We start from the raw sequence: 16,727 nt of genomic DNA on the forward strand, positions 1-16,727 counted from the left end.
TCTGTGAAATCGACTGAAAAAAACGACAGGGGCTGGGCGATCATCAGCACCGGTGCCGCACTGATTATTCTGTTACTCGTCAGCGTCTGGGGGTATTCGCTTATCAGTGACTGGATGGATAAGCGGACCTGGATGAATACTGCTGCGCAGGTTTCCCGTTTTACGCAGGCCGTCAAAAGCTATACGGGACGTTATTACGATACGCTGCTCTCCAGCGCCACGACGACGTCCCCCGTTATCGTGACGCCGGCGATGTTGAAAAACACCGGTTTTCTGGAGCAGGGTTTCAGTGAGAACACTATCGATGGCCAGGTATATCGCGCTGCGCTTGTCCGGAATGCAACTAACACGGACCAGCTGCAGGGGCTGATTTTTACACAGAACGGTTCCGCGCTGCCCTTTCTGGCACTGCGACAGATATCAATGGATATCACCTCTGGCATGGGGGGCTATATCTGGACGTCAGGGATCGCGACCGGCGCGATGAGCAGCTGGAGCATGCCGCTCGCACAATTTGGCGTCAGCACCACGCAGGGCCATATCGCCGTTCTGCTGACCACGGATGAACTGGGTGCCGCGCAGGGTGAGAGCGATCGCCTGTATCGTTTTTCCGTTACCGGTAAGCCAGACCTGAACACGATGCATACCAGCATTGATATGGGGGGAAACAACCTGAATAACGCGGCTACGGTTAACGCGGTTAACGGTGCATTCAGCAGTAACGTTACTGCACGCGGCAACATCACTGCTAACGGAACTGTGACAGGCCAGAACGTCACCGCAGGGTCCGGCGTCTCAGCAGGCGCCAACGTCACTGCTGGTAACGCGATTACCGCTAATAGCGATATCAGGTCTAATAATGGCTGGATGATTACGCGGGGTTCTAAGGGCTGGCTTAATGAGACATACGGTGGAGGTTTTTACATGTCGGATAATGACTGGGTCCGCTCGGTTAATAATAAAAACATTTATACCGGCGGTCAGGTTCGTGGCGGAAGCGTGCGGGCGGAGGGGGACATGTCTGCAGGCGGACTTCTGTACCAGGACCAGGTCAACTCGATAGGTGCAGGTTGCAGCATTATTGGCGCGATCAGTCATGATTCGAGCGGAGCTACACTTTCGTGCCAGGATTGGACGTGGAAGAAAAATGCCTCTGGCGTGCCGGGATATTATTGCCGCAGGACATCATTTGATAAGGGGCGTTCAGACGATTATGTTGGTTACACGCCAAGAACTGATGATAATTGCCCCGTTATCTCACCTGGTCAGTCACCACAAGGATACTGTAGCTGTATAAAAGTTATGCTGAACTATTAAAGGAATATTGGCTCACATTATATAGGTACTTAAGTGAAATTTTTTGTATGTAATTTCGCTGATGATAAGTGGTGGTGGGCGATGCGCAAATGCAGTAAATTAATGGCATGCCCACAATGTTTGATATGGTCATTTAGTCGAATATGGAAATGAGACCTTCCCTCTCAAAAGTAGACACACTTATTGATTCAAAATCCGGTAAGCCTCAACTTGCCTTTCTCAAAGAATGCTTGCGAATTGAAGTCATTAACAGAGCAGGTAAGAAAAAATTCAGTTGGCTTAGAGTGATGCACAGGTTGTTAACCAGCCCGGATAAACGTTTTTATTTTTGATGGAGGCTGGCTTCATATTTCCACCAGACTGACAATAAACTGTTGAGAAAGCGTGCCAGGAAGATCAACCGAAATTTATGCAGAAAATATTCAATCGACATAGCTCTGGATGCAGAGATCGGTCCCGGCATGAAAATAAATCATGGCTTCGGAATTGTTATCCGACCTGAATGTAAAATCGGGAGCAGGCTTAATATACGCCACGGAGTCACCATTGGCAGGAAGACCAATGGAGACGTATCAGGAAGAACCATCATTGGGGATAATGTCGATCTTGGCGCACATGCATTGATTATTGGTGATGTAAACATAGGTAACAATGTTGTTATTGGCGCTGGAACATTTGTGAACAGACACATTCCAGATAATGCGACAGTTTTTAATCCAAAAAGCACACAAGTACTGATTCATTCTAATGACTAGACCGACTTAATCGTCCGGTGTTTTTTCAAGTTAATCTTCAGCCGGTATCGTCAGATTTAAATTTTCGTAACCGGTTGAAGATTTAACCATCGTCTTTCCCCGCGCATTTTTGCACCTTATGGCCGTTCTGCTGTGCAGCCATAAGGAATCCCTGTATGTCACTCAGTCATGCCTCGCCCGAGGAACTGCTCCCTGACGCTCCTGAACATCAGGCCGGAGAGTCAGAGGCGCAGCCCGTCGCTGCGGATAAGCCCCGAATCCGGCTTCCGTTTAACCACCGAAAAATCATCAAAGGTGGCAGCATCGTTTTGCTTACTGTCAGTCTGACGGGTTCCCTGATCGCGCTGGTTGTCATGGGGCGTCAGGTATCAGACCTGACTATACGCGTTAACACACTCGATGCGGCGTTTCGCAGCGGCCAGATTGGTCAGCTTGCCTCCAATGTCTCATCGATGGAAGCGCGCCTGAAAACACTTGAGCATCAGACAGCCACCTTAGCCTCACTTCCCGTGAAACTGCAGTCGGCCGGTGAAGAACAGGCCAGCCTGAAAAACGCAGTCAGTCAGCTGCAGGACGCCGGCAGTAGTAACGGCCAGGTAGTTGCTCAGCTGCAGACGCGCTTAAGTTCTCTTGAGCACGATGTTCAGCAGTCATCCTCCGCACTGAGTGAGCTCAACCGTCAGCTGGCGCAGAAAGCGGCTGATCCTGAGAAGAGCCGGACCGCCATCGAAGCAGCTAAAACCCGCGCGGCGACTCCTGCAAAAAAGATTAACCGGTCAGCCAGGCGCTCGGTGACGCTGGCTGCACCGTTTGTGCTGACCGGCATTGAACGCCGTGGCGGGCAGACCTTCGCCGTTGTCATTCCGCGCGGTGCTTCACAGATATCCGCCATGCGCCTGCTTTCACCAGGTGATTCCCTGCTTGGCTGGACACTCCGGTCAACAGAGGGAAGTAGCACCGCGCTCTTTACGGTTAACGGCAGCGAGCAACGGCTGCATGTTGAATGAACGGAGATAGATCAGTGATTAAAAAAAGCTTACCTGCCGTGCTGATTCTGATGTCATTTCTCTCAGATGCGGCAACGGTTCAGACGCCGTCAGCGCAGAGCAGCGTATCCCCGCTGCAGGAATCCTTATCGGGCACGCTGAGTTCTAAGCAGCAGGCGCAGCAGTGGGGACTTTCTGACAGCGACTGGAGCCGTTATCAGACGCTCATGCGGGGCGAGCGCGGCATTATGTCTCCCGGTCTCGATCCTCTTACTGCTCTGGGCGTGGAAACAAGCAACAGCGCTGAGCGTCGTCGTCTGGCCGAGCTCTGGGTCAGGCATGAATATCAGCGAACTGAAAAAGAACTGGCCTTCCAGCGCGAGATCAATGCCGCCTGGCTCCGCCTGTATCCCGAGACGCTGGCCGTAAATATGGGCAGCAATGCTGCCGGGATAGCACACGATACGCAGGGACGGCTTGCACTGTTTGTTAAAGAGAACTGCTCCCGCTGCGATGCGCGTCTTGCGGCTGTTCTTGCAGACGATCGCCCGGTTGATATTTATCTGGTCGGCGGAAACAGCGATGAGGCCATCCGCGCCTGGGCTATCCGGCATAACATTCCGGTGGAAAAGGTTCGCAGTCGCCAGATAACACTTAACCACGACGGCGGCCTGTGGCTGCGTTACGGACAGGGGCAGATGCCTGTGATTCTGCAGCAGGGGGAAAACGGATGGCAGCTCGCCGCGTTCTGATGGTTGCATCTGGTCTGCTGCTGGCATCGGCAGCTCACAGTGCGCCGGCACTCCAGGTCATTCCGGATGCTTACCGTGAAATTGCTGCAGCCGAGCGGGTACCTGCTGAATCGCTGTACTCGCTCGCTATGGCTGAAAGTACGCGCAGTACCGCATGGGGAGCAAAGCCGTGGCCCTGGACCATCAACGTGGCAGGCAGGGGATATCACTATGATACCCGGGAGGAAGCCTTCACGGCGTTGCTCGGATTCATGCAGCGCTGGCCACTGAAAAATATCGATGTCGGGCTGGCGCAGGTGAATCTGGGATGGAATGGCCATTTCTTTGCCACCTATCGTGATGCATTTGACCCTTATACCAATCTTCGCGCTGCTGCCCGTATTCTGCGGGCCTGTTATGACGCCCGTCCCGGAAGCTGGCTGCAGGCTGCAGGCTGCTACCATCACCCTGCGGGCGGGCGCCACGCCGCAACCTATATGGCGATAGTGCGCCGCAAGCTCAGCCAGATTGCGCCAGCCGATATGCCCTCCCGAAGTGAGCAGCCTGTCACCCTTGCCAGTTCAACACTTACCTGGATTGAACCTCAATGAAAATTCAAATCCGTAACATCCTGCCGGTAGCTCTCATCCCTGTCATGCTGATGGCAACGTTTAGTGCATTTGCAGCGCTCACCGTTGTAGGAGATCTTGGCGGTGAAAGTACCGCACCTTTCTTCGACGCAATTAACGCGGCTCCTGCGGGCGATCCGGCCGCTACAGCGCTTCCTCCGCCTCCTGTGTCGCTTTCCATTTCCGATATGCTGCCCGTCAGCACACCAGAAATGTCCCCAGGCACCGTGACTGCCAGACCAGTAAACCTGCCGGGGATGCCACCGGTATTTGTGCTGGGTGACGATCCCTCATCCCGCAGCTGGCTACAGCATAATGCCGCTGAGCTAATGCGTATGCAGGCAACCGGCATGATTATCAACGTGCAGGATGAAAGCGGCCTGAAATCGCTGCGTCAGATAGCCCCGGCGGTTGAAATGGTGCCTGTCAGCGGCGGAGATCTGGCCCGCCGGCTGGCGCTGACACATTATCCGGCGCTGATCACCGCAACAGGAATTTCACAGTGATTCCGGCAACCCTTTTCCCGGAGCTGTTCAGCCAGCATCGCGGGCTGGTTGTCCTGTTAATCGCTTTTGCGACTGCACTGGGCCTTCTGTTATCAGCGCGCCGTTCTGTCACCCAGCGCCGTCATCGTCGCTATCAGAAACAGGCTGCCCGGGCGCTGCTTCGCCTGTCCCGGCTGCGCGACGAGCCGGCGCGGATAAGCTGGCTTCGCAAGATGAATCCGTATGTGTTTGAAGAGATGTTACTGACAGCGCTGTCACGGCAGGGGCTGCGTATACAGCGCAATGCCCGTTACAGCGGTGATGGGGGGGCCGATGGGACCGTCTGGATCAATGGTCGCCGCTTTCTGATTCAGGCCAAGCGGTACAGTGCAACCATCAGTGCGGCACACGTTTCTGCATTCGGGTTGCTGACAGAGCGCGAACGCTGCTCTGGTCTGTTTATTCATACCGGCCGGACAGGTGAGGTGAGCCGGGATGCCTTACGACATTACAGCGGCATCACCCTCATCAGTGGCCAGCGGCTACTGTGGCTGCTGGCTGGCGATCGGCGCTGGATGGACTACCTGTACACCCAGTCACACTGTCAGGCCCCGCGACAACACCCCCCAGAAAAACACGCTTCTTCCACAACTGTTCATGATTAAGAGGGAGATAACAATGTCTGGTTTTATGGCGAGTAAGAATGACAACCTGCTGCAAAGCGCGGCAGCGGTTGACCGCAAAATGAATGCTGCAGCAAAGCTTACCGGCTCTTCTGGCTGGCAGACCAGCAGGGAGTTTTCATGAGCGATCGTTATGTCATGGAGTCCCTGCTGCGCCCGGCGGTAGAGCTCTATTCCGCTACGGTTGCGGCCAGTGCGACCTGCATATGCCTGACCGCCCCCTGGGCGGTGGCATTAGCGCCTTCCGTAAGCTGGGTTACGGCTGCCGGCTTCGGCGTCATTGCCCTGAAGCGGACCCGTCAGGGCATGAAAATATTGCGCTACCGGCAGAATATCCGTCGTCTCCCCCGTTACGTGCTGACCAGCGATCAGATCCCGGTCAGCCGGCGCCACCTTTTTCTGGGCAAAGGGTTCCAGTGGTCGGCACGTCATACCCAGCGACTGATGGAGGCGCGTCGTCCTGAATGCGAAATCTACGTGCAGTCCTCCGTGCTCTACCGCATGGCACGCGAAATGGAAAAAAGGATGGAATACAGCCTCCCCTGGCTGTGCCGGCTGACCCGTGCAGATACGGCGCTAAACCCTTTTCGACCATTGCCGCCGGTCGGCGGCAGCCCGATTTATCACGGCGTCGAGCCTGATGAGACGACGGTGACCTACGATCTCGGCGAACGCGTCGGACATATGCTCGTTATTGGCACCACCCGCGTGGGCAAGACCCGTCTGGCGGAGTTGCTCATCACCCAGGATATCCGACGTAAAAACGCCGCCGGCGACCATGAGGTGGTCATCGTGTTTGATCCCAAAGGGGACGCTGACCTGCTGCGCCGGATGTATGCGGAGTCGCACCGCGCGGGTCGTCAGGATAATTTCTGGGTCTTTCATCTTGGCTGGCCCGATATCAGCGCACGGTACAACGCCGTCGGACGCTTCAGCCGTATTTCGGAGGTGGCGTCACGCGTGGCCGGACAGCTCTCCGGTGAAGGTAATTCCGCCGCATTCCGGGAGTTTGCCTGGCGCTTCGTCAATATCATCACGCGCGCGCTGGTCGCCCTCGGTCAGCGACCGGATTACGGCCTCATTCTCCGCCATGTCACCAATATCGGTGAGCTGTATGAAACCTACGTGGATAACCTGCTGAGTGAAAAGGCGCCGCAGTTGCTGAATACCGCAGAAGCTATGATGCAGAGTGGGATCAGCGATAAGGACCTGCCGCGTCATCTTCAGGGCAGGCCTAACGGCGCGAAAATCTGGGTATCGGAGCAGGTACTGGGCAGCCCGGAGGGGAAAAAGCTCTGGGACCCGGTGCTTGATGGTCTGCGCAGCGCAGTCCAATACGATCGCACCTACTTCGATAAAATTGTGGCCTCCCTGTTGCCGCTGCTGGAGAAACTTACCACCGGTAAAACGGCTGCGCTTCTCGCGCCCGATTACACCGACCTTGACGATCCGCGCCCGATTCTGGACTGGCACAATATTATAAAGTCACGCGGCGTGGTGTATGTCGGCCTCGATGCGCTCTCTGATCCGGTGGTGGCCGCGGCCGTTGGCAACAGCATGTTTGCCGATCTGGTCTCTGAGGGCGGTCACATCTACAAGTTCGGTCTTGGCGATGAGGAGGAAGGTAAATCCGCAAAGGTGGCCATCAACCTGCACTGCGATGAGTTCAACGAGCTGATGGGGGATGAGTTCATTCCGCTCATCAACAAAGGGGGCGGTGCCGGCTTTCAGGTGACCGCTTATACCCAGACCCTGTCAGATATCGAGGCACGGATCGGCAGCACGGCTAAAGCAAATCAGGTGGTGGGGAACTTCAACACGCTCGTCATGCTCCGCGTGCGCGAGAAGAACACCGCCATGCTGCTCACCGATCAACTCCCTGAAGTGGACGTTTACCAGAAAACACTGACTTCCGGCGTCACGGATGTTTCCCGTCCCGGGGAAGGAACAGACTTTAACAGCAACGTTAATGACCAGGTGAGTCTGGTTAAAGTCCCGATGATTAGCCCTGCAGATATCATCAACCTGCCAAAGGGGCAGGCCTTTGCGTTACTTGAAGGGGGGCGGTTGTGGAAAGTTCGCATGCCGCTGCCGGCAGATAATGACGATCCACATATGCCTGCCAGTCTTAAGCAACTGGCTGACAATATGGAAAAAAACTACCACACCGGTGAGACATGGTGGACGGGTGGTGACATGCCGTTGGCAGGAGGTCCGGATGTCCCAGCATGATGGTGACAGCAGACAACGAAGCGCCCCTGCGCGCCAGCGGCAGTCAGGACCGATTGGGCTGCTTCTGTGGGATTTTCCTGTGGGCCTTATCGGCGTGCTGCTCGGATCACTGCTCGTCAGCCTGCTGATTGAATATGCCTGTATCGCGCTGTTGTGGCCGGAGGAAGGCGCCGCCCACAGCTACCGGGTGATGGTGGCTGAAAGTCACTGGCTGTCGGAGGGGTATACGCGCAGCCTGCTGATGGCCGCTCCGGTTGAGACGGTCAGCCGCTGGGTGCATGTAGCGTGGCAGTGGCTGTTCGTGGACAGCGGATTCAGCGGCTGGCTGCAGTCATTTAAAGCCCTGAGCGAAAAAGGCAGCGGGCTTATCCCGGCGCTCAATGGGCTGGGTGCTTCACTGGTGAGCTGGCTGGGTGTGTACCTTCAGGCCACAGTCTGGGTCACGCTGATTTTCTTCATCCGGGTCATGATCCTTTTTCTCAGCCTGCCGCTGTTTGCGCTGGTTGTCATCATGGGCGTGGTGGACGGGCTGGTCAGGCGTGACTTACGGCGATACGGCGCCGGCTATGAATCAAGCTTTGTCTATCACCACGCCAAGCGCTTTATTAAGCCTGCCCTTTATGGCCCCTGCATGCTCTACCTGGCATGGCCCACGGCGGTGTGGCCAAATCTGTTGTTACTGCCTTCAGCACTGCTGGTTGGTGGCGTTCTGGCGGTGGTAACGGGGTCATTTAAAAAGTATCTCTGAGATACCGCGCGTTGTACCATTTTCGGGATGCTCCCCGAGGGCCCGCAGCTGGTGCGGGCTTTTTTTATGTTTTTTAGATTGCGGCGTTTCGGCGGCCCTGAGTCTGGCGGCGGCATGGGCATTAAATGAGCGATGATAAGCGCTATATACGAAGCTTACTGTAAAGGCGTGCACGTTGAGTACATTAATCATCCCGGGCAGTTACACCTAAATTTTCGACAGTACATAAAGAATTTCCTGCTGTAAGCCTCGCTGCTTTGCGTCACTCTCCCGACGACCAGATAACCGGGAGAGCCTCATGCGTCACACCAGAAACCTCATTGCCCTGCTGATAACCACACTTCCCGTCCTGCAGTGTCACGCCTCCGAGAAAGACGAGCTGGCGCTGGTCATGCGTCAGCTGGATCAGGTGCAGGCCGGGCTTGACCGGGCCCGTGTCGCGGCAAACCAGACTCAGGATGCCCGCTTTTATTTCGACTATCTGCAGGCGACACGCGATATCACCACCATGAAGCAGGGTATTTCCGCCTATCTGGAACCCTCCAGGGCACAACCCGCATCCCGGCAGTCCGCTGTTACCGGCCAGTATCGTGCTGAGGAACCCGCATGGCGATGAACGGCGCGCAACTGAACGGGTGGAGCGCCGGCACCGGCAGCAGCCTAGCGCCCGGACAACTTAACACCCTCATTCTGGGGTTGCTGGCCGTCGTCATTCTTCTGTTCTGCGCCTGGGCGCTGGTTCAGGCCTATCGCGGGATTGCCTCCAAATCCGTGACGTTTCGTCAGTTCAATGAACTTGCGGTAAGGCTAATCGTGCTTTACCTGGCAACGCTGTTTCTGTTTTTCCACTAAAAGGACACCTCAATGAAATCCACATTACTCAGGCTTTACCACTCTGCATTCGCACGCGCCGGGCTGTTGCTGACGGGTTTTCTCATCAGTGGTCAGGCGCTTGCTGATCTGCCGCCGGTTGAGCAGCCCACCACCGGCGGTGGCGGTGGCACCTATAACACCATGATGGGGTACGCCAAAATGGGCGGGCTGGCACTCGGGCTGTTGATAAGCGTTGGGGCCTTCCTCGCGGTCGCCCATGCCGTCATTACCTCTTTCCATGACATCCGTAAGGGTAAAGGCTCCTGGACGGAATTCCTGCTTTACGGGGTGGTAGGCATCATTCTCATCCTCGCCGTCATCTATCTGGCCACTAAAGCCTCTGACATTTTGTAAGGAGCAAGCATGGCCGTCATCGACTTCCTTCCTGATCGTCTGAACAATCCGCCCGTGGTGTGGAAAGGCTTCACGTCTGGCGAGTTTCTTCTGGCGGCCATCATTGGCGTCGTCGCCGGCATTCCCCTGGCGGTGCCGCTGGCGCTGGTGCCATTTATCGGCTGGCTGGCATTTCCCACCTGCATGCTGCTGATGCCGCTCATTGTCATCTTCCTGGGTGGCGGCTGGATTGCCGGCTATAAACGTGGCAAGCCGGAAAATTACATCTGGCAGCGGCTGGAGGAAATCCGCTGCCGGGCCCGCCTTTCACGTTCACTGGTACTCGACAGCCGGGCGTGGGAGATGAAGCGAACCCGGGCCATGCCGCAGAGAGGTGAGCGATGAGCCGGTTTCGTAACGGTATGACCGCGCGTGATAATCACATCATTTCGCTTCGCATCGCCTGTGTGCTGCTGTTCGCCGGCCTGCTGGTCACGGGGATTGGCTGGATGCGCGCGCCTTCCGAACTTACCATCCATAACCCACCGGACCTGCGATCGGGCAGCACGCGAAAATGGTGGGAGGTTCCGCCGTCCACCGTATACAGCTTTGCGTTCTATATCTTTCAGCAGCTGAACTCATGGCCAAAAAATGGTGAAGTGGATTATCCGGACAAAATTGCCCAGATGAGCCCTTACCTGACGCCGTCCTGCCAGGACTTTCTGAATAAAGACGCAGAGATGCGTAAAAACAGCGATGAACTACGGGATCGCGTGCGCGTGGTGTATGAAATTCCCCGCCGTGGTTACAGCAGTCGCAGCGTCACCATTCTCGATCAGGACAACTGGATAGCACGGCTGGATTTAGTGGCAGACGAGTATTACCACACCGAGTCGGTCAAGCGCGCGCTGGTCCGGTATCCCCTGAAAGTGGTGCGCTGGGAAGGCGATCCGGAGCGCAATCCCTTTGGGCTGGCGCTGGATTGCTATGCGGCTACGCCTCAGCGGCTTGAAGCTGTCACCCTGCCTGAGCCGGAGAAAAAGTGATGGGAAACCGGATGAAAAAGTATTCACTCATTTTTCTCGTCAGCCTGTGTTTTCCATGTGTGGTGAACGCTGTTGAGCTGATGAAATGGGAGCGTATCCCGCTGCAGGTCCCCCTGACGGTGGGCCAGGAGCGTATCGTTTTTGTGAATAAAAACGTGCGTGTTGGCTTTCCGCCCTCGCTCAACAACAAGCTGCGTATCCAGAGCAACAGCGGCGTGGTCTATCTTGATGCCAGCGAAGCGTTTCCGGTGACGCGACTTGAGCTGCAGAACAAAGAGAACGGGGAGATTATCCTGCTGGATGTCTCTGCGGCACCCGGTAAAACCACGCGTGAACCCGTGAAAATTGTCTATGACGGTGAAGTGGCCACCGTATCTGCCAGTGACAGGCAGTCCATCAGCAGCGACGGGGACAGCACCGGGCGTCAGGCGAAGCAGCCGGATGTGGATGCTCCTCAGCAGGATCGTAAGCCCGCAAAACTCAATGCTCCTCTGCCTGTCGTGCTGACCCGCTATGCGGCTCAGAACATGTATGGTCCGCTGCGTACGGTTGAGCCGGTGACGGGTATCAGTCCGGTTTCACTGAAGCTGCCGTCCGCTGTTACCACACTGATGCCCTCAGAACCCGTCAGCGTTACGCCGATGGCAGCATGGAGCCTGCAGGGCAGCAGCGTGGTTGCGCTGCAGGTCCGTAACCGTTCAGCCGGCAAAGTGATTCTCGATCCGCGCGCGCTGGAGGGGCAGTTTATTACGGCCACCTTCCAGCACCGCTGGCTCGGCCGTGCAGGTACGCCCGAGGATACAACGGTTCTTTATCTGGTTACGTCCGGGCGCCCGGAGGGGGCATTCATTGCCGAACCGCCGTCGCATCAGCCTGCTGACAGCCGTAAGCGGAGAAAAAAATAATGAAAGCACCTGCCTCTAATCTCATCGTTAAAGTTGCAGTCCCGGTGGTGCTTGCCGGCGCCATTGTCGTCGGCGTGAAATCCTGCTCAGGGGGCGGAAATCATCCAGCGATGACAGGCAACGCAACCAGTTCCGCGCTGAAAGACCTGTCGCCGGAAGACCTCAAGGCTGCGGGGATCGAGGGTGACACGCCGCAGGACACGCTTCGCACGGTGGTGGGAAATTTCCGCAAAGTTCAGGACCGTCTTGATTCGCTCGCGGACGATAACAAAAAACTCACTGACGAAAATAAAGCCCTGAAAACCACCAACAGCAACGTGGACGCACAGATCAGCCAGGCGGTGAGCAATGCCCGCAATGAGGAAGCGCAGAAACGCCAGCAGCTCAGCGCTCAGGTCACAGATCTCAGCTCACAGGTCAAACGGCTGATGGATCAGCTGCAGAATGGCGGTGCCGGCACGGAATCCGGAAAAAGCAGCAGCCCCGGCAGTGATATTCCGATCGGGCTGGGCTACGACAGCGGGCTGAACAGCGGCGCTTCCGGCGTATCGTCTTCTTCTGATGGCCTGCAGTGGGTTGAGCCCAGAGACGGGGTATCCGTTGATGCCAGCGGCCGGCCGGTGACCGACAGCAACAGAAACAACGCGACCGGTTTCTCCTTTGCCACTTCGTTTTCCGAAGCGGGTGAAGCAGGAAAACAGGCGGCAGGAAAAGCAACCGCAATGGTTCAGACTCAGCTTACGGATGCGCAGAAGGCGACCGTTCCGGTATTTACGCTTCCGGAAAACTCCACGCTCGTAGGCAGTCAGGCGATGACCGCCTTACTGGGGCGCATTCCCGTGGATGGTAAAGTCACTGATCCCTATCCTTTCAAGGTTATGATTGGCAGGGATAACCTGACGGCGAACGGCATCGAGCTTCCCGATCTTCAGGGGGCAATCGTGTCCGGTACCGCGACGGGGGACTGGACCCTGTCGTGCGTGCGCGGGTCAATTACCAGCATCACGTTTGTTTTTACTGACGGCACCGTCAGGACGCTGCCCTCTCCGGATGGCCAGAACAGTGGCGGCAGCCAGAATAGCGGCAACGCGAACGGTAATAACAGCAGCATTGGCTGGCTGTCAGACGACAACGGCATTCCCTGCATTTCAGGCACGCGTAAAAGCAACGCCTCAACCTACCTGCCAACCATCACCACACTTGCGGCCGCCGGTGCGGCGGGTGATGCCGTGGCGGAAAATCAGAATACCGGCCAGACCAACGCCTACGGTGGCGTGACTTCAACTCTCACGGGTGATGCCGGTCAGGCCGTGCTGGGCAAGGCGCTTTCCGGCGGCATGCGGGAAACGATCGACTGGGTGAAAGCCCGCTACGGACAGACATTTGACGCCATTTATGTACCGCCGGGTCAGAAGGTGGCGCTGCATATCACGCGACAGCTGGCCATCGATTACGAAGAAAAAGGCCGCAAGGTTAAATATGACTTCAGCCTGGCCGGCAATGGCACAGGCATGGACTGACGGGGATTCCAATGCAAAACACCAACCTTGAGTATCGGGTGGGGTATACCCCACTCAGTGGACGGCTGTATGCCGGTTATGTCCGGAAAGATAATGGAAAGTGGGAGGGTTCTCCCCAGGAGGTGACCGACTGGGCCATGTTTGCGGTTGGCCAGAAACTGGCCCGGGAAGAGACGGATATGCTGTTTCCCCTGCCTGACGGTCGGGTGATGCGTGTGTCTGCAGTCATTACAGACGCTGAAACGACGGAGGATGCGAATGCACAGCGCTAAACCCCGCCTGGTGCTGCCTCTGACACTGATGCTGTCGTTATTACTGGCCGGCTGCAGCACGTCCAAAGACGAGATGCTGCCGCCCGGAGACAGCAGCATGCTTGAGCTCTGGAATGATGGCGCCTCTGCGACACATGCAACCGGCGAAAGCCGCACCACACTGCGCCGTCCGGTTACGGACAGCGAACGCGTGATTTCTCAGCAGACGCGCGAAAGCTACAGCCGCACGCAGGAAAACGAAATTCAGCAGACGTTTCCGCGCCTGCCTAATCCCGACATGGTCATGTACGTGTTCCCGCACCTGGCCGACGGCAATACGCCGGTTCCCGGCTACAGCACCGTTTTCCCGTTTTACAGCCAGGTACAGTATGCGCTGCCTGGTGAGCGCACGGAGGATCTGTAATGGCTTTTTCTCTTTTTCGCCGTCGGGCCGACGCGCAGGCGCCGCATCAGTATGGAGATGGCCCGTTTTCAATTAACGGGCATGAACCGCTGACGCGGGAGGGGCGGCTTACCCGCCGTGATGAAGCTAAGCTGTATGATACTGCGCCTTCCATTATCGACCACATCCCGTGGGGCGAGTATCTTCCTGAGCACCAGTGCATCCTGCTTGATGATGGCGTATCGGTCGGCGCTGTTTACGAAGTGATCCCGGTTGGGACCGAGGGACGACCAGACTCACGGCTTGATGAAATTCGTGACGTGGTGGAAAACGCCCTGCAGGACAGCCTTCCGGAGCTGGATGCTCACCAGTGGGTGGTGCAGTTTTACTGCCAGGACGAGTCAGATCTGACCGTCTACATGGACGGAATCAGGGGGTATGTGAAGCCCAATGCTCAGGGAACGGCTTTTACGGAAGCCTGGCTGACAGAGCAGGAGCGGCATCTGCAGAACGTGGCCAGCGAAAAGGGCCTGTTTCTGGATGAGGCTGTCACCGGTGCGCCCTGGCGCGGCCAGATCAGACGCACACGTATGGTGATTTACCGCTGGGTTGAATCACCATATCGCGACCCGATGGCACCCGAGGTGTTGCTAAAACAGGTTTGCGATCGTCTGACCTCAGCAATGAGTGGTGCGGGTATCCAGTGCCGGCGTCAGAACGGAGAGCAGATCCACAGCTGGCTGCTGCGCTGGTTCAATCCCGATCCGAAATGGGTGGATAAAGCGACACTTTATCGTTGTGCAAAACACACTGACGATGCGCCGGGTGAATTACCCCTGCTGAACGATTTCAGTGAAAGCCTGTGGTTCACCCGCCCGCGCAGCAACGGGGAGAAAGGTGTCTGGTGGTTTGATGATGTGGCGCATAAAGCTGTTCCCGTGGCGCGTCTGCGCAATGCGCCCTCAACAGGTCACCTGACGGGAGAGGTCAAACGCGGTGAACATATCAATGCCATTATGGACCTGCTGCCTGAGGGCACCGTGCTTGCCCTGACGCTGGTCATTCACCCTCAGGATAAGCTGGAGGAAAACTTTGCCCGCCTGAGCCGCGATTCAATGGGTGAAAACGTGGACTCCCTGCGCGCGCGCGAGGATGCCGCCACAGCCCGCACTTACTTGGGTAATAAACATAAACTGTATCGGGCTGCCATTACCCTGCTGATTAAAGCCCGGGACCTTCCATCGCTGGATAAGCGCTATCTTGATCTCAGCAGCAAGCTGCTCAACTGCGGCCTTGAGCCGGTTAACCCGGAGCATGATATCGGTCCGCTCAGCACCTATATGCGCGCATTACCCATGTGCTTTAATCCGGCACAGGACCGGCATAACTGGTATACGCGCCTGATGTTCGTGCAGCATTTTGCCTGCCTGGCACCGGTCTATGGTCGTGATACCGGCACCGGCAACCCGGGCTTCACCTTCTTTAACCGGGGCGGTGGCCCGCTCTCGGTCGATCCGCTTAACAGAAATGACCGCACGCAGAACGCGCATCTGATGCTGTTTGGGCCAACCGGTGCCGGCAAGTCCGCAACCGCGCTGGTCAAGCTTGCCCAGATGATGGCCATCTATCGCCCACGTATTTTCCTGATAGAAGCAGGCAACAGCTTCGGCCTGTTTGGTGATTACTGCGCCTCCCTGGGACTGAGCGTACATCGGGTCAGTATCAAGCCCGGTAAAGTTATTTCTCTCGCACCGTTCGGTGACTCACATCTGCTGATGCAGGCAAAACCGGATGAACTGATCATCAGTGAAGACGCTCTTCCGGATATTGATGACGATGAAGATAAGGATGAAGAGCGTGACGTACTCGGTGAAATGGAAATTGCCGCCCGCCTGATGATCACCGGCGGAGAAGCTGCAGAAGAATCACGATTAACACGCGCAGACCGTGGCATGATCCGTGAGGCCATCATGATCGCCGCCCGCACGGCTTTTGAGGAAAGCCGGCAGATGTTGCCTGAAGACCTGATGTTCGCGTTGCAGAATATTGCCCGGGATAGCAGCCAGGGAGAAGACGGCCGGGAAAAGCGAACTGCGGCACGTCGTTCACGCGCGGAAGAAATGTCCGAGGCGCTGCGGATGTTCACTGAAGGCTTCGAAGGCGAACTCTTCAACCGTCCAGGCACCCCGTGGCCAGAGGCGGATGTCACGATCGTTGACCTGGGTACGCTGGCCCGTGAGGGCTATGAGGCGCAGATGGCCGTTGCGGTCATTTCTCTGCTTAACTCAATCAACAATATCGCTGAGCGCGATCAGTACAGCGACAGGGATATTATTGTGCCCATTGATGAAGGACATATCGTAACGACTAACCCGCTGCTCGGACCTTACGCGACAAAAATTGCCAAAATGTGGCGTAAGCTCGGCACCTGGCTCTGGATTTTCACCCAGAACCTCGAGGATTTCCCTGATACCGCTAAAAAAATGCTGAACATGGCGGAGTGGTGGATCTGTCTGGTAATGCCTCCGCAGGAGGTCGAGCAGATTGCCCGCTTCAAGACGCTGACAGCTGAACAACGGGAAATGCTGCTTTCAGCGACGAAGGTCCCCCGGAAATATACTGAAGGCGTCATTATTTCAGAGAAGGTGCAGGCGCTTTTTCGTGCGGTTCCCCCCAGTCTCTATCTGGCGCTGGGGATGACTGAAAAACCAGAGAAAGCCGAAAGGCGACAAATCATGAACGAATTAAATTGCAGTGAGCTTGAGGCTGCGTTTCACGTTGCGCGCCGGCTTGATGAAAATCGCGGACTGAGTATCTGACAGGGGAACCC

The 16,727-nt window shown here is 56.4% G+C and carries 20 protein-coding genes; all 20 read left to right on the top strand.

Features of this window, described 5'->3' with window-relative positions; genetic code table 11:
• Positions 1-3 precede the first annotated feature (3 nt).
• The 20 genes from pilV (at position 4) to AC6I8P_RS15890 (ending at position 16,716) form a co-directional block, all read left to right on the top strand.
• Positions 4-1,317, top strand: a complete 1,314-nt coding sequence (pilV, locus tag AC6I8P_RS15795) for a shufflon system plasmid conjugative transfer pilus tip adhesin PilV (RefSeq protein ID WP_498030741.1) — start codon at positions 4-6, stop codon at positions 1,315-1,317.
• 461 nt (positions 1,318-1,778) lie between these two features.
• The gene (locus tag AC6I8P_RS15800; protein WP_498030742.1) at positions 1,779-2,072 is read left to right on the top strand and encodes a DapH/DapD/GlmU-related protein; all 294 of its coding nucleotides are present in this window, start codon (positions 1,779-1,781) and stop codon (positions 2,070-2,072) included.
• Between the two features lie 155 nt (positions 2,073-2,227).
• Positions 2,228-3,079: a plasmid transfer protein gene (locus AC6I8P_RS15805; RefSeq protein WP_498030743.1), complete on the top strand. Its 852-nt coding sequence runs from the start codon at positions 2,228-2,230 to the stop codon at positions 3,077-3,079.
• A gap of 17 nt (positions 3,080-3,096) precedes the next feature.
• Positions 3,097-3,810 carry a TIGR03759 family integrating conjugative element protein gene (locus AC6I8P_RS15810; protein ID WP_498031174.1) on the top strand — a complete coding sequence of 238 codons (714 nt, stop codon included), beginning with the start codon at positions 3,097-3,099 and terminating at the stop codon, positions 3,808-3,810.
• Positions 3,789-4,400, top strand: coding sequence for a transglycosylase SLT domain-containing protein (locus AC6I8P_RS15815; protein ID WP_498030744.1), 612 nt, complete (start codon positions 3,789-3,791; stop codon positions 4,398-4,400). Before AC6I8P_RS15810 ends, AC6I8P_RS15815 begins: the two co-directional genes overlap by 22 nt.
• Positions 4,397-4,924: an integrating conjugative element protein gene (locus tag AC6I8P_RS15820; RefSeq protein WP_498030745.1), complete on the top strand. Its 528-nt coding sequence runs from the start codon at positions 4,397-4,399 to the stop codon at positions 4,922-4,924. The genes AC6I8P_RS15815 and AC6I8P_RS15820 overlap by 4 nt, the downstream gene beginning before the upstream one ends.
• Complete coding sequence (locus AC6I8P_RS15825; protein WP_498031175.1) at positions 4,924-5,568, top strand: restriction endonuclease; 645 nt, start codon at positions 4,924-4,926, stop codon at positions 5,566-5,568. Before AC6I8P_RS15820 ends, AC6I8P_RS15825 begins: the two co-directional genes overlap by 1 nt.
• 13 nt (positions 5,569-5,581) lie before the next feature.
• Positions 5,582-5,710 carry a hypothetical protein gene (locus AC6I8P_RS15830; RefSeq protein WP_498030746.1) on the top strand — a complete coding sequence of 43 codons (129 nt, stop codon included), beginning with the start codon at positions 5,582-5,584 and terminating at the stop codon, positions 5,708-5,710.
• On the top strand, positions 5,707-7,818 hold the full coding sequence (traD, locus tag AC6I8P_RS15835; protein WP_498030747.1) for a type IV conjugative transfer system coupling protein TraD: 2,112 nt from the start codon (positions 5,707-5,709) through the stop codon (positions 7,816-7,818). The genes AC6I8P_RS15830 and traD overlap by 4 nt, the downstream gene beginning before the upstream one ends.
• On the top strand, positions 7,805-8,566 hold the full coding sequence (locus AC6I8P_RS15840; protein WP_255152436.1) for a TIGR03747 family integrating conjugative element membrane protein: 762 nt from the start codon (positions 7,805-7,807) through the stop codon (positions 8,564-8,566). Before traD ends, AC6I8P_RS15840 begins: the two co-directional genes overlap by 14 nt.
• Positions 8,567-8,864: 298 nt before the next feature.
• Positions 8,865-9,182: an integrative conjugative element protein, RAQPRD family gene (locus AC6I8P_RS15845; protein WP_166711468.1), complete on the top strand. Its 318-nt coding sequence runs from the start codon at positions 8,865-8,867 to the stop codon at positions 9,180-9,182.
• A complete protein-coding gene (locus AC6I8P_RS15850; protein ID WP_498030748.1) occupies positions 9,173-9,418 on the top strand; it encodes a TIGR03758 family integrating conjugative element protein in 246 nt (81 codons plus the stop codon). The genes AC6I8P_RS15845 and AC6I8P_RS15850 overlap by 10 nt, the downstream gene beginning before the upstream one ends.
• Positions 9,419-9,430: 12 nt before the next feature.
• Entirely contained in the window at positions 9,431-9,793 is a 363-nt protein-coding gene (locus tag AC6I8P_RS15855; RefSeq protein ID WP_104187946.1) for a TIGR03745 family integrating conjugative element membrane protein, read from the top strand.
• A gap of 9 nt (positions 9,794-9,802) precedes the next feature.
• Complete coding sequence (locus AC6I8P_RS15860) at positions 9,803-10,177, top strand: TIGR03750 family conjugal transfer protein (protein WP_104187948.1); 375 nt, start codon at positions 9,803-9,805, stop codon at positions 10,175-10,177.
• The gene (locus AC6I8P_RS15865) at positions 10,174-10,818 is read left to right on the top strand and encodes a PFL_4703 family integrating conjugative element protein (RefSeq protein WP_498030749.1); all 645 of its coding nucleotides are present in this window, start codon (positions 10,174-10,176) and stop codon (positions 10,816-10,818) included. Before AC6I8P_RS15860 ends, AC6I8P_RS15865 begins: the two co-directional genes overlap by 4 nt.
• 11 nt (positions 10,819-10,829) lie before the next feature.
• Complete coding sequence (locus AC6I8P_RS15870) at positions 10,830-11,723, top strand: TIGR03749 family integrating conjugative element protein (protein WP_498030750.1); 894 nt, start codon at positions 10,830-10,832, stop codon at positions 11,721-11,723.
• Complete coding sequence (locus AC6I8P_RS15875) at positions 11,723-13,243, top strand: TIGR03752 family integrating conjugative element protein (RefSeq protein ID WP_498030751.1); 1,521 nt, start codon at positions 11,723-11,725, stop codon at positions 13,241-13,243. Before AC6I8P_RS15870 ends, AC6I8P_RS15875 begins: the two co-directional genes overlap by 1 nt.
• Positions 13,244-13,254: 11 nt before the next feature.
• Positions 13,255-13,515: a DUF7446 family protein gene (locus AC6I8P_RS15880; protein WP_498030752.1), complete on the top strand. Its 261-nt coding sequence runs from the start codon at positions 13,255-13,257 to the stop codon at positions 13,513-13,515.
• Complete coding sequence (locus AC6I8P_RS15885) at positions 13,502-13,918, top strand: TIGR03751 family conjugal transfer lipoprotein (protein WP_104187956.1); 417 nt, start codon at positions 13,502-13,504, stop codon at positions 13,916-13,918. The genes AC6I8P_RS15880 and AC6I8P_RS15885 overlap by 14 nt, the downstream gene beginning before the upstream one ends.
• Positions 13,918-16,716: a conjugative transfer ATPase gene (locus tag AC6I8P_RS15890; RefSeq protein ID WP_498030753.1), complete on the top strand. Its 2,799-nt coding sequence runs from the start codon at positions 13,918-13,920 to the stop codon at positions 16,714-16,716. The genes AC6I8P_RS15885 and AC6I8P_RS15890 overlap by 1 nt, the downstream gene beginning before the upstream one ends.
• The last annotated feature ends 11 nt before the right edge of the window (positions 16,717-16,727 follow it).

The organism is gamma proteobacterium symbiont of Lampromicra miyakona (assembly GCF_059730895.1).